Here is a 12,977-nt window from a genome sequence, read left to right on the forward strand (position 1 = left end):
GAAATCAAGATTTAAATCCTTAAAAGTACAGATTGCCCTGAGTAGAAACCTGTTTTAGATAAAACCTGCTGGATGAAGCAGGAAATATATTACTGTGCATTGTTAATGTATGTACATGTTGATGTGTTTTTTATATGTTGAAAACTTTGTTTTTTGGTATTTTAACCGGGTTTTGATTGGTTTGTACTGTAAAGTATGAAAAATAAAATTTGTGATTGATAAATTAATACGTAAATATGTATGTACAATGTTGATGGTTTGGGTCACGTTGTACAGACATAACCAGATTAATCTAACCAATTAACAAACTATTATTATGTATCGAAGAAGGTTTACTGATTTCAATCTAAAGTACCTCGGCTTCCTCTTTTTGTTCCTGATTTCAGCAAATCAGGCCCCAGCTCAATCTCTCGTCAGGGTTACTGGTAAAGTAACGGATGAAAAGGGAGGTCCGTTGCCAGGCGTAAGCGTATTATTGAAGAATACCACTACAGGTGGTGTAACTGATGCAGATGGAAAATATAGCATTCGTGTGCCGGATGGCAAAGGAATACTGACATTTTTCTACGTTGGCTTTAAAAGACAGGAACAAAATATAAATGGGAGAAACTCAATTGAAGTCATTTTAAAAGAAGACGATAATGCACTAAATGAGGTGGTTGTGGTTGCCTATGGCCAGCAGAAGAAGGAGAGTATGGTCAGCTCCATTACCACGATTAATCCCAAGGAAATCAAGGGGCCAACGAGTAACCTGACCACCATGCTGGCCGGGAAACTGGCAGGAGTTGTGGCTTTCCAGCGCAGCGGAGAGCCGGGAGCAGATAATGCTCAGTTCTTTATCCGGGGAATTACCAGTTTTGGATCGGGAAAAGTAGATCCTTTGATCCTGATCGATGGGATGGAGTCCACAACAAATGCATTGGCAAGGTTACAACCGGATGATGTAGCAGGATTTTCCATCTTAAAAGATGCAGCGGCATCCTCACTTTATGGGGCCAGAGGTGCAAATGGAGTCGTGCTGGTGACTACAAAATCGGGTACAGACGGAAAAACGAAATTCAACTTCCGTTTAGAAAACTCGATCTCTTCCAATACTCAGAATTTCAAATTAGCAGACAACATCACCTATATGAAACTGGCCAATGAAGCAGTGCTTACCAGAGATCCTTTGGGCGTGCTGCCTTATTCGCAGACAAAAATAGACCATACTATCGCAGGTGATCAACCTTACCTGTACCCAAACAACGACTGGATTGGTTTATTGATAAAAGATTATACCATGAACCAACGCTTTAATATGAACATGAATGGCGGAGGGAAAGTCGCTCAGTATTATATTTCAGGGACCTTTAATCAGGATAATGGCGTCTTAAAAACAGATCCGAAAAATAATTTCAACAACAACATTAATCTCAAAAGCTACGAGGTGAGGTCGAATGTAAACGTAGAGCTTACCCCAACTACTGATGGAATCGTCAGAACTTCCGGTAGCTTTGACGATTATACCGGGCCAATTGGCGGGGGAGGAGAAATCTTCAAAAGCGCGGTCACTTCTAATCCGGTATTGTTTCCTGCGAGTTTTCCTGCATCAGATTTATCGGCAGTTAAACATCCCTTATTTGGAAATGCAACGTTGGGAGGTACGGATAATTTTTACAACAATCCGTATGCCTCCATGGTTTCCGGATTTCAGCAATACAGTTCCTCAACGCTTAATGTTCAGCTGGAGTTGAAACAAGATTTTAAATTTCTTACAGAAGGGCTTTCGGCAAGGGTGATGGCTTATACACAACGCTATTCCTATTTCAGTTTACAACGTCAGTACAATCCGTTTTTCTATGGTGTAAATCCCACAAAATCTAATGAGAAAGGGTACACACTTTCGCTTTTAAATGAGAAATCAGCAACGGAATACCTGAATTATAAGGAAGGAGATAAAATTTCGAATACTTCAACTTATGCCGAAGCTGCGGTAAATTATAACCGGACATTCGGCCAGAAACACAACATCAGCGGTTTGCTGGTCACCATTATGAGGAATTACCTGAATGGCAATGCAGGTGATCTTCAGTCTTCACTTCCATTCAGAAATCAGGGACTTTCGGGAAGGTTTACCTATGCGTACGATAACCGATACCTGTTTGAAACCAATTTTGGATATAACGGATCAGAACGTTTTGCTAAAAATGAACGTTTCGGTTTTTTCCCTTCAGTAGGTATCGGATGGAATGCAAGTAATGAGGCTTTCTTTAAACCATTATTGCCAACAATATCGAAATTAAAATTCAGGGCTACCTTCGGTCTGGTGGGAAATGATCAGATTGGCGCCGCGGCAGACCGTTTCTTTTACCTGTCAAATGTAAACCTGAACAACCCTGCGCTTGGAACTTCCTTTGGGGAAGATTATGGCTACTCTAAAAACGGAGTTTCGATATCCAGGTACGCCAATTCCTCCATCACCTGGGAGAAAGCGAGGACTACCAATATTGGAATGGATCTGAGTTTCTTTAATGCTTTAAATCTGATTGTTGACGTTTACAAGCAGCACAGAAGTAATATTTTGATGCAGAGGGTATACGTTCCTTCCACAATGGGGTTAACTGCGCCCATCAATGCAAATGTAGGCGTTGCGGAAGGCAAGGGAGTAGATGTTTCCATGGATTACTACAAGAGTATGGGCGCAACCTGGTTACAGGCAAGAGGTACATTTACTTATGCTACCAGTAAATTGCTGGTCAACGAGGAGCCGGAATATGCTGCTAATATGTATTATTTGTCGCGCATAGGACATTCACTGGCCCAATCTTATGGGCTGATTGCAGAGCGTCTTTTTGTAGATGATACCGATGTCGCGAATTCCCCAAAACAGAATTTCGGTGAGGTAAGGGGAGGAGACATCAAATATCGCGATTTGAACGGCGACGGACAAATTACCAATCTGGATATGGTGAATGGTCTGGGGTACCCGGTCACTCCGGAAATTAATTATGGCTTTGGACTATCTGCGGGATATAAGAATTTTGATATCAGTGCCTTTTTTCAAGGCTCAGCGAGGTCTTCTTTATTTATCGACCCAAAGGCAATCACCCCATTTGTATTTAATGGATCTAAGCAGAACGGTTTATTAAATGTCATTGCGGAAGACCATTGGTCGGAAGAAAAGAATAACCTGTATGCGTTCTGGCCCAGGCTAAGTGCTACAGGTAATCAAAACAACAATCAACCTTCTAACTGGTGGATGCGTAATGGTGCATTCTTAAGGTTAAAAACGGTAGAGATTGGCTACAACCTCCAGGAAAAAACACTGAAGAAACTGCGGCTAGGAGGATTGAGGTTTTATGCCAATGGCAGCAACCTGTTTATCATCAGTGGTTTCAAGCTTTGGGATCCTGAACAGGGAAGTAATGGCTTGGGTTATCCAATTCAGAAGGTCTTTAATATTGGCGTCAATGTACAGTTATAACCCATCAACAAAACGAACATGAAGATTTTATATAAACCTATTGGAGTCAGCACCTTGTTGTTATTGCTGATGACTTTCTTTGCCTGTAAGAAAAGCTATCTGGACGTGATTCCGGATAATGTAGCAACCATAGACCATGCCTTTGCCAACCGTGTGGAAGCAGAGAAGTTCTTATTTACCTGTTATGGTTATCTTCCGCAGGAAGGTAACCCGGATATGAATCCTGGATTCAATGCCGGAGATGAGTTCTGGACGTACTGGCCCATGACACTGGATTATTTTTCACTGGATTCTTATGAGATCGCCCGGGGCCTTCAGAATAAAGTAAATGCTAAGATGAATTATTGGGATGGTTATGATGGGCGTTCTATGTGGCAGGGCATCAGAAACTGCAATATTTTTTTAGAAAATATCGACAAAGCTATTGATCTGGAGCCTTATGTAAAGGAAAGATGGATTGCTGAAGTCAAGTTTTTGAAGGCCTATTTTCATTGGTACCTGTTTCGAATGTATGGGCCGATCCCGGTGATCGATAAAAACCTGCCCATTACTGCAAGTCCTGAAGAGCTGAAAGTATCCCGTCAGCCGGCAGATTCAGTGGTTAATTATATTGCCGGTCTGATTGACGAGGCAACCGCTGGTGAGGCGAATGTCGGCTTGCCAAATAAAATAGACAGCCGTTCAACGGAGCTGGGAAGAATCACAAAAGTAGCGGCGCTTTCCATTAAAGCCAGGTTGCTGGTTACTGCAGCAAGTCCTTTGTTTAATGGTAATGGAGACTATGGTAACCTGAAAAATAAAGAGGGTAAGCCATTGTTTAATGCCACCTATGATCCGAAAAAATGGACCAGAGCAATGGAGGCCTGTAAAAAGGCAATTGATGCAGCTTCCTTTTCCAATGTCAAATTATACCAGTTTGTTCCTGCAGCCGGTGAGGTAAGTGAGGCGTTGAAAACAGAAATGAACATTCGCAATGCGGTTTGTGAAAAATGGAACAATGAACTGATCTGGGGGTATACCGGGAAAAACGGCCCTACTTATTGGCTGCAGTTATTTGCCTGTCCTCAGTTTGATCCGAATAATGTAAACCGGGAATTAAAAGGAAAACTGGCCCCCACTTTAAAAATGGCAGAACTTTTCTATACCAAAAACGGGGTTCCTATTGAAGAGGACAATACCTGGGATTACGCAAACAGGTATGAATTGCGTACTGTATCCGCTGCTGAGCCAATGATGCAGGAAGGTTATCGGACTGTTGGCCTTCATTTTAACCGGGAAGCGCGGTTTTATGCCGACATGGCATTCGACGGATCAAAATGGTATATGCAGAGCGGAAATTATAATATTCAAAGTAAATCGGGAGAATATACCGGTAAAAAACAAAGTCGCATGTATTCGGTTACCGGTTATTTTACCAAAAAGCTCGTAAACTGGAATTTAGTAGCCAGCACAACGGAGGTAAATGTAGAGTCTTATCCCTGGCCGATAATGCGCCTGGCAGATTTATACCTGTTGTACGCGGAGAGCCTTAATGAAACTGGGAATTCTGCTGCAGCACTGCCATACCTGAATGAAATCAGGAAAAGGGCAGGATTAAACTCTGTGGAAAGCTCCTGGACCGCCTTTTCCAATAAGCCCGGGAAATTTACAACAGTAGATGGGTTGAGAGAAATTATTCATCAGGAACGGGGGATTGAACTGGCATTTGAAGCCAGTCGGTTCTGGGATTTGCGAAGATGGAAAACGGCGGCAAAAAAGATGAATGCCCCGATTTATGGATGGAACATTACCCAGGAAACGATAGAGGAATACAATACCAGGGTATTGTTGTTTAGTCAGACTTTCAGTGCTCCCAGAGATTACCTGTGGCCCATCAATGAGTATAACCTTCAGATCAATCCAAACCTGGTACAAAATCCGGGTTGGTAATTCAATGGCGACTATTAAATGATGATTTAATTTAACGAAAAGACAATGAAAAGAATAGCATATATCTGCTCCGTTTTCTGTTTGCTGCTGAGCTGGATTTCCTGTAAACGGGATAAGCTTGAGCCAATAGTGAACGACGGGCATGCCCCGGCCCCGGTAAGTAAGGTGTCGGTAGTTAACCTGAATGGTGCTGCAGAAATTAGTTATACCGTTCCCTCTGACCAGGATCTTCTATACATCAAGGCGGTATACCGGACCAGAAAAGGAGAAGTAAGGGAAACAAAAGTGAGTAAGTATAACCGCAGTTTAACCGTGCTGGGTTTTGGAGATACCAATGCGTATGAGGTAGAATTGTATGCGGTTGACAATGGTGAAAATGCTTCTTCTGCGGTAATTGTGACCGTAAATCCTTTGGAGCCACCTCTAAAACTGGTACGAAACGGATTAGCGGTCTCAGCTGATTTCGGTGGTATTAACGTCGCTTTTGAGAATGAAAAGGGAGATAATCTGGCGATTGTCGTTTTATCGGACGACTCTCTGGGTAATTTTGTACCGATAAACACCTATTATACCAATATTAAAAAAGGATTGTTTCCTACCAGAGACCTGAAAGCAGAGGAAACCAGATTTGGCATTTTTGTGCGGGACAGGTGGGGCAATGTTTCTGATACCTTATATAAGCAGGTTACTCCATATTACGAAGCCAGACTGGACCGGACGAAAATGAGGCCTTTGGTCTTACCTACAGATGCAGTTTTAGGATATGGTGGAAATCTATCCGCTTTATTTGACGGAGATTATGGAGATGGCAGGTTTTATCACTCCGGCGATGCAGCAAAAATGCCACAGTGGTTTTCATTTGATCTCGGGGTAACAGCCAGATTGAGCCGGCTTACCTATTACATGCGTCAGGCTTACTATTTCAATCTGCATAATCCCAGAGAGGTAGAAATCTGGGGTTCAAATAATCCCCCTGCCGACGGAAGTTATAACAACTGGGTGTTACTCACTACACATAAACAAGTGAAACCTTCAGGTTTGCCGACAGGGCAACTTTCTCAGGCAGATAAAGATGCTGCATTGGAAGGAGAATCTATTGCAATCCCGGTTACAGCTCCTAAAGTAAGGTACATCAGGTTTAAGACATTGAGGAACTGGACAGATGGCACCTTCGTGAATTTTAATGAACTGACGGCCTGGGGAGATTTGAGATAACTCATATTTTAATCTATAGAAAAGATGATGAAACTAATATATAATGTAATTTGCTTTTGCACCATTTTATGGTGTCTGAGTTCCTGTACCAAAGAAGATGCGTACAAGGAATTTATGAAAGGCGGTGAGATCTCTTATGCAGGCAGGGTAGATTCGATAACTGTTCATCCCGGTAATCAGCGTATACAATTATCGTTGGCCCTGGGGAGTGATCCTTTAGTGACTAAAGTTAAGGCATTTTGGAACGACCATCGTGATTCAACAATACTTACCGTAAACCGGACATCGGGGAAGGATACGGTAAACCTGATCATCAGTAACCTGACAGAGGGGAACTACAATTTTAGTGTTTTTACCATGGACAACAAAAATAACTCTTCAGTAGCAGTAAATGCTTCAGGAACGGTGTACGGGCCGAGTTATTTCAATTCTCTGGTCAACAGAAGAATTAAAGAACTCGGGTTTTCCAACGATGGAACTAAATTGGAATTGAGCTGGGCGGCTCCCAGTATTGATGAAATTGGAGTTGAACTGAGGCATCTCGGGACAGATAATCAGGAGAAGATATTTGTTGTTCCTGCAGGACAGTTAACGACCGAACTTACAGGGGTTAAAGATGGTAGTGTGTTAAAATACAGGTCTTTATTTAAACCGGAGCCAAATGCAATTGATACTTTTTCGCCTGAGTATACGGCGGTAAATATCCCTTTCTTTGAACGTAAACTGAATAAATCTAAATTCATGGAGCTGATTCTTCCGGGAGATGCAAGGACAGCTCATGGCTGGTTGATGCCCTTTTTATGGGATGATAAGTACAACCCACCAGGTTTTGCAACCACTCCGGGTGTTCCGCTTTGGTTTACTTTTGATACCGGTGTTTCCAGTACTCCAAGCCGGATGAAAACCTGGCAGGCAAATGACAGGTTGTATTCAGGAGAAAGTGTCCGGAAATTTGAAGTGTGGGGAAGTAATGATCCAAATCCTGATGGTAGCTGGAGCAGCTGGACAAAACTGCTGACTGCCGAATCTGTGAAGCCGTCCGGATTGCCCTTAGGAGAAAATACTGCCGCAGATATAGACTATGCAAAAGCTGGTGAAGAGTTTGTTTTTCCCGCCGGCTTACCGAAAGTAAGGTACATCAGGCTTAAATTGTTGGAAAACTGGGGAGGGGCAGGCTTTATGACGATGGAGGAAATTACACTTTGGACAAATGACAGGTAATCTTAAACACAAATATAAAACACATATGAAAATAAAATCAGTAGTATTAGGTTGTTTGGGTGTCGTTGCAATAGGCAATAGCAGTCAGGCACAATTGGCTTTACAGCCAGGAGCGCAACAGGAAGTCAGAAAAATTGCTCCTTTGGCAGATTCGGTGAAGAATATGGCCGAACGTTTGGTTAAAAAAGGATTTACCGCCGGTGATGGTTATGGTGAAGTATGGATCAGGGATCTCAATACTTTTGTCGATGTGGCCTGCAAGGTGAATGATAAGACGTTAATCAAAAAACATTTGTTGACTTTCTTTCAGTTTCAGCAGCCCGATGGGGCGATTCTGGATGGTTATATTCCGGCCAAGCCGGGTGGGGTTTCCTATGACTTCTATTATTCTAAACTGGCACCAAATTATGCAGGACATAAAAATACAGTAGAAACAGATCAGGAAACCTCTCTGGTGCAGGCTGTGGCTAAGTATGTGAGAGGGACAGGTGATAAAACGATTCTTACCGAAGATATTGCTGGTAAACCGGTACAGAAACACCTGGAACGTGCAATGGAATTCTTGCTGAAAGAAAGATTTGTTAAGAAATATGGTCTGATCTGGGGGGCAACTACAGTAGACTGGGGAGATGTTCAGCCGGAACACGATTGGGGGGTAGTCCTGGATTCGAATTCCCACAGAACGATTGATATTTATGATAATGCAATGTTTATCATTGCTATCAATGATTTTCTAAGCATCGCTGATTTATCTGCCTCCTCAAAAAAATATTGGAAGAGCATCAGAAATAACATTGCGGTGAACACCCGGAAATATCTTTGGGATAAAAAACAGCAGAAATTTATTCCTCATATTTATCTGGAAGGATCTCCCTTTCCGTCTTCTTTTAATGAATCCGAGGTTTATTATCATGGAGGAACAGCAGTGGCCATTGAGGCAGGCTTACTGAGCAGAGAAGAAGTACTTCATGCTTACCACAAGATGCAGGAGAATGTAAAGAAAGCAAATGCAGCAACTATTGGTTTAACGATCTATCCGGTCTATCCTCAGGGGTTTTTCAAGAATAAAGGAATGGGACCATATTCTTATCAGAATGGCGGAGACTGGACCTGGTTTGGAGGAAGGATGATTACCCAGCTGATTCGCTATAACTTTATTAAGGAGGCGACAGAGGCCATGAAGCCGATGTTAGACCGTGTGGTGAAAAATAATGGCTTTTACGAATGGTATACACCGGATAATAAACCCCAGGGTTCTGCCAGTTTCAGAGGAGAAGCAGGTGTATTGTGGATGGCCATCAGGGATCTGGAAACTAAAAAATTAAAATAAAGAGATGAAATATATTGGTTTATTTGGCCTGTTTATGACCCTGGGGCTAGCAGAAAATAGCAGGGCACAGGCTCCGGAGGTACTTCATCGGAATGGTTATCAATTGACTATTTTAAATCAGGATCAGAATTTTAATCCTTATTTGAAGAAGAGAATGATCCAGACCTTTTTCGAAGTGTATCCAAAATTAGCGAAAGCTTATAATCCGAAAACTGCAAAAGCGGTCACCTTTATAATTGATACGGCCTATACGGGAGTCGCGGAAGCTTCTGCGAACGAGATTAAATTCAGCTCAAAGTATATGACTACACATCCTAAAGATATTGATGTGGTTACTCACGAGGCTATGCATGTGGTACAGAATTATGGAAACAGTATGGGGCCAGGTTGGTTAACAGAAGGAATTGCAGATTATGTAAGGTTCAGGTATGGGGTAGATAACGCGGGTGCAAACTGGTCTTTGCCGGCATTTAATGCCAGCCATAGCTATGAAAATAGCTATAGAATCGCCGCGAGGTTTTTGGTATGGATAGAAAAAGATACTAAACCGGGCATGGTCAGGATACTGAATGAAGAGTTAACCAGCCATACTTTTACACCCGATAGCTGGAAAAAACTTACGGGTAAGACATTGCAGGAACTCTGGGCAGATTATGCCAAAAATCCAATGATCTGATAGAATTCTGGTTATGGGGTAACTTGATTCAGGTCATTTAAGATGGGGTCTAGGCTAATGCTCAGCCCCATTTTTTACTTTTTTCTAATTCACTTTTTTCTTAAGATAAATTATACTTGTCGGGTATCTTTTTTGATTTTATCTTAGTGAAAAAAGACGGGTTATGAAATTGGAAATACATCAGGCAGGAGAGAAAAGTATAGTAGAAGTTCTTTCAGAGGAAAAGTTGATTAATGATCCCCAGGAAGGACTGCAGTTGCTTGCTGATATCTATTATCAGGGGTATGACCGAATGATCTTGCAGGATAAAAATCTGGATCCGGATGTCTTTGACCTTAAAAACGGTTTGTTGGGCGAAATCCTTCAAAAGTTTTCTAACTATAGAATGAGGCTTGCGATTGTAGGTGATTTCAGCAAATATCCAGGCAAAAGTGTCAGAGACTTTATTTATGAAAGCAATAATGGCAGAATGGTCAATTTCGTGCCTACGGTGGAGGAAGCGATCGCCCGCCTATCAAAATAATCATAACAATCTGAATGGTTAATTTGTCGCCCATGAGCTCTTTCGCTAAGAAATTTGCCTTGTTTTCTGTTGTGCTGTGTGCTGCTGGCTGCAGTGATCCTGGCAGAATTAATCCGCCGGCTCAAAAGCATAAAGCTCTTGTTGAGGATACCGTGATAAAGAAAAATATTCCGGAACATGGTCCTGTCAGCACAGATACCGCCGGAATAATAAAGCAGGAGCCAATTAGTGATGATCAGCTAAACAAAGCCAGTGTTTCGATGAAGGACAGCACCATATGGCTAACTGCACATATGAGGCTTGATCACCGAATTTTTGGTTACGAAGAGCCCGATAGCAATTCAAGAAAAATGATATTGTTGTCCATCTTCACCAATGATGTTAGTGGAAATCCATATAAATGTCCATACGGTTCCTATTATGAAACAAATGAAATGGATGGTTTTAAATTGAAGTTTGTCTCTGATGGAGATATTTTTATAAGAGCGAATGTAGAGTGGGAGGGTCAGCTTAAAGGGACGGTTTATATAGATAAAAAGTGGATTGAGTTTGCTGAATAGTTTTAAGAATCTTATCTGGCCTGAGGTATAATTGACGATTTACTCAGGTTAAAGAGGTCAATTTTATCTTTAGATATAGCTAAAGTCTTTCTAAAGGCTGTAATAGATAGGGTGACGTCGCTATTGGGATGACGTTTCATGATCTGATCAAAATCCTGTTCCACTTCCGGTAAGATCTTATTCGAATCGTATGCCAGAGTAGGCGTATTCTCTAATCCCATTAACAGATGGCTCAGATAGGTCTGATAATTTTTCGCTGCTTCCTTTTTATAGCGACTTTTTGGATATTGTTTTAAAAATTGTTCCCAATAAAAGGCCCAGTCACCTAGAGTTACCCGATCTATCGCTAAACCGGCATCATAATCAATTACCGGATCATTTTCAATTGCGGTCTGATCCCAGAATTTGCGGTCGTCTTTAAGCAGGTGTGACGCAAACATTGACTTCCAATAGCTGGGAGAAAGATGAAAAATAGCCCCTGTTTCTTCTTCGTGGGTAATTTCAATGTGATGATTGATCAGCTGTAGAAAGATTTCTTTTTGTTCAGGAGATAGTTTCTCCTGGAATTTTGTTTCCACTCTTTTTCTACGGTTATTGATACTTTCACCGTCAATCCAGGCAATTTCAAACTGATCAAAGACCGGCAATAGCTTTGTCTGACGCGAATCTAAACGGCCGATACGTGGAGTCAGTACTTTTTTCCATTGGTCTAATAACTGATATCGTTTTTCGACGGGTAGTTCAGGGAGTTTTATCTGTATCGCATTTTCTACTGAATCAAGTGCCGGGAAAGACGGTTCCTGTTGAAATAGAGCGATCAGCCGATCGAGTGTCTGTTGAGGGGTAAGTAGTGTATCCGTTTGAACGATTGCTTTAAGTGTATCTTGTCTCGGCTTAGCTGGTTGCCTGGCTAGCTCTTCCCCTGTTTTTTCATGGGATGTACAGGCGAAATTGAGACTGGCCAGGAAGCATAAAACAGGCATTGAAATGTTAATTTTATTCATAGATAAAGCGAATCTGATTCGAAGATAAATAAAACAATTTCATTTCAAATAAAAAGGCCATCTGATCAGGAAATTTCAGATGGCCTTTTTTAATTGTTTTTTTAAGATCTTCGTCAGGACATTTTATAAAAGAACTGATCTGAAACAATCCTGCCGTCTTTAACTTCGTAAACACAAACTTCACTCATGGGCATTCTGCCATGATTTTTATAGGTCGCATCTATATCCATTACGCAGGAAAAGAAATCATCTCCGGCTACCGGATCCGAAATGGTAGAACTATGAATCTCCTCTACACTATCCATCCATTCCTGGGTTTTATCTAAAACTGCCGCTTTACCCTGTATGACCTCCTGTTTTGATCCAGGAGGTTCTTTACTAACGATATCATCATGATAAAGCTCATTAATGGCCTCTTCAAAATTGCCGCTGCGACAAAGATGAACCAATCTGTTTGCTACTTCTTGTGTATTCATCGTAATGGTATTAAATGTTTAATGATGTATTTGTCTGATAAACAACAGTGTAGGTGTGGAATTGTTTTTTTTTATCAGTAGATACACCGGTTAGTCCTGCCCTTCACCACCAAGGCCTACCCAGTACCATTTCCCTTTTCTATATTCGAAAAGTAAATAACCGTCTTTAGTGGATCTGCATGGTACAGAACATGTTCCAGGTTTGGTACCTTTGGCAACAACAGGCTTATAAAAGGTCCAGGAATTGTTGGCTTGCATAGTGCTGACCCATTCTGATGCAGTTCCCCCTCCGCCGCCATCAAAAAAATCATCCGACATCAATTTCCGAAGAGAACTGGTGTTTTTGGTATGAATTGCCGTCTTAAACTTTGCCCAGAAGGCCGGCCAGTTTTTAAGGGCTGCATCCTGGCCAAAAGAGCTCAGGGAAACAGACAAAAAGCAAAATAATAGCAAGTATTTATAGTTTTTCATAATAGGGGGTGTTATAGGTGATTTTTAATAAAGATAAGTAGATTTGATGGAGTGGTATTTGTTTTATGATCAGAACTAAACATTTTTCAAAAAAAACTGTTTACTACTT

The 12,977-nt window shown here is 41.5% G+C and carries 11 protein-coding genes; 8 read left to right on the forward strand and 3 right to left on the reverse strand.

The window, feature by feature from the left end; translation table 11 throughout:
* Positions 1–316: 316 nt before the first annotated feature.
* The 8 genes from BFS30_RS17255 to BFS30_RS17290 all read left to right on the forward strand — a co-directional run bounded on the left by BFS30_RS17255 (position 317) and on the right by BFS30_RS17290 (position 10,917).
* On the forward strand, positions 317–3,463 hold the full coding sequence (locus BFS30_RS17255; protein ID WP_069380432.1) for a SusC/RagA family TonB-linked outer membrane protein: 3,147 nt from the start codon (positions 317–319) through the stop codon (positions 3,461–3,463).
* An 18-nt stretch (positions 3,464–3,481) separates the two neighbouring features.
* Positions 3,482–5,392 (forward strand): RagB/SusD family nutrient uptake outer membrane protein, encoded by a 1,911-nt coding sequence (locus BFS30_RS17260; protein WP_069380433.1) that lies wholly within the window; start codon positions 3,482–3,484, stop codon positions 5,390–5,392.
* Between the two features lie 45 nt (positions 5,393–5,437).
* Entirely contained in the window at positions 5,438–6,607 is a 1,170-nt protein-coding gene (locus tag BFS30_RS17265) for a DUF5000 domain-containing lipoprotein (RefSeq protein WP_069380434.1), read from the forward strand.
* A 24-nt stretch (positions 6,608–6,631) separates the two neighbouring features.
* Entirely contained in the window at positions 6,632–7,828 is a 1,197-nt protein-coding gene (locus tag BFS30_RS17270) for a DUF4998 domain-containing protein (RefSeq protein WP_069380435.1), read from the forward strand.
* 25 nt (positions 7,829–7,853) lie between these two features.
* Complete coding sequence (locus tag BFS30_RS17275) at positions 7,854–9,158, forward strand: hypothetical protein (RefSeq protein WP_069382495.1); 1,305 nt, start codon at positions 7,854–7,856, stop codon at positions 9,156–9,158.
* A 4-nt stretch (positions 9,159–9,162) separates the two neighbouring features.
* Positions 9,163–9,834 carry a basic secretory protein-like protein gene (locus BFS30_RS17280; RefSeq protein ID WP_069380436.1) on the forward strand — a complete coding sequence of 224 codons (672 nt, stop codon included), beginning with the start codon at positions 9,163–9,165 and terminating at the stop codon, positions 9,832–9,834.
* A 163-nt stretch (positions 9,835–9,997) separates the two neighbouring features.
* Entirely contained in the window at positions 9,998–10,357 is a 360-nt protein-coding gene (locus tag BFS30_RS17285; RefSeq protein WP_069380437.1) for a DUF4180 domain-containing protein, read from the forward strand.
* A gap of 32 nt (positions 10,358–10,389) precedes the next feature.
* A complete protein-coding gene (locus BFS30_RS17290) occupies positions 10,390–10,917 on the forward strand; it encodes a hypothetical protein (RefSeq protein ID WP_069380438.1) in 528 nt (175 codons plus the stop codon).
* An 11-nt stretch (positions 10,918–10,928) separates the two neighbouring features.
* Here BFS30_RS17290 and BFS30_RS17295 read toward each other — a convergent pair whose 3' ends face one another.
* From BFS30_RS17295 to BFS30_RS17305, 3 genes are all read right to left on the reverse strand, one after another.
* Positions 10,929–11,921 (reverse strand): hypothetical protein, encoded by a 993-nt coding sequence (locus BFS30_RS17295; protein ID WP_069380439.1) that lies wholly within the window; start codon positions 11,919–11,921, stop codon positions 10,929–10,931.
* A 113-nt stretch (positions 11,922–12,034) separates the two neighbouring features.
* The gene (locus BFS30_RS17300; protein ID WP_069380440.1) at positions 12,035–12,397 is read right to left on the reverse strand and encodes a nuclear transport factor 2 family protein; all 363 of its coding nucleotides are present in this window, start codon (positions 12,395–12,397) and stop codon (positions 12,035–12,037) included.
* 90 nt (positions 12,398–12,487) lie between these two features.
* Positions 12,488–12,868 (reverse strand): hypothetical protein, encoded by a 381-nt coding sequence (locus BFS30_RS17305; protein WP_069380441.1) that lies wholly within the window; start codon positions 12,866–12,868, stop codon positions 12,488–12,490.
* Positions 12,869–12,977: the final 109 nt, after the last annotated feature.

Origin of the sequence: Pedobacter steynii (assembly GCF_001721645.1) — a bacterium.
GTDB lineage: Bacteria > Bacteroidota > Bacteroidia > Sphingobacteriales > Sphingobacteriaceae > Pedobacter > Pedobacter steynii_A.

What these genes read in the sequence shown, in the direction of transcription:
- BFS30_RS17290 (WP_069380438.1), top strand. Translation starts at nt 10,390, where the DNA reads ATGAGCTCTTTCGCTAAGAAATTTGCCTTGTTTTCTGTTGTGCTGTGT.
- BFS30_RS17255 (WP_069380432.1), top strand. Translation starts at nt 317, where the DNA reads ATGTATCGAAGAAGGTTTACTGATTTCAATCTAAAGTACCTCGGCTTC.
- BFS30_RS17260 (WP_069380433.1), top strand. Translation starts at nt 3,482, where the DNA reads ATGAAGATTTTATATAAACCTATTGGAGTCAGCACCTTGTTGTTATTG.
- BFS30_RS17280 (WP_069380436.1), top strand. Translation starts at nt 9,163, where the DNA reads ATGAAATATATTGGTTTATTTGGCCTGTTTATGACCCTGGGGCTAGCA.
- BFS30_RS17265 (WP_069380434.1), top strand. Translation starts at nt 5,438, where the DNA reads ATGAAAAGAATAGCATATATCTGCTCCGTTTTCTGTTTGCTGCTGAGC.
- BFS30_RS17275 (WP_069382495.1), top strand. Translation starts at nt 7,854, where the DNA reads ATGAAAATAAAATCAGTAGTATTAGGTTGTTTGGGTGTCGTTGCAATA.
- BFS30_RS17305 (WP_069380441.1), bottom strand. Translation starts at nt 12,868, where the DNA reads ATGAAAAACTATAAATACTTGCTATTATTTTGCTTTTTGTCTGTTTCC.
- BFS30_RS17300 (WP_069380440.1), bottom strand. Translation starts at nt 12,397, where the DNA reads ATGAATACACAAGAAGTAGCAAACAGATTGGTTCATCTTTGTCGCAGC.
- BFS30_RS17295 (WP_069380439.1), bottom strand. Translation starts at nt 11,921, where the DNA reads ATGAATAAAATTAACATTTCAATGCCTGTTTTATGCTTCCTGGCCAGT.
- BFS30_RS17270 (WP_069380435.1), top strand. Translation starts at nt 6,632, where the DNA reads ATGATGAAACTAATATATAATGTAATTTGCTTTTGCACCATTTTATGG.
- BFS30_RS17285 (WP_069380437.1), top strand. Translation starts at nt 9,998, where the DNA reads ATGAAATTGGAAATACATCAGGCAGGAGAGAAAAGTATAGTAGAAGTT.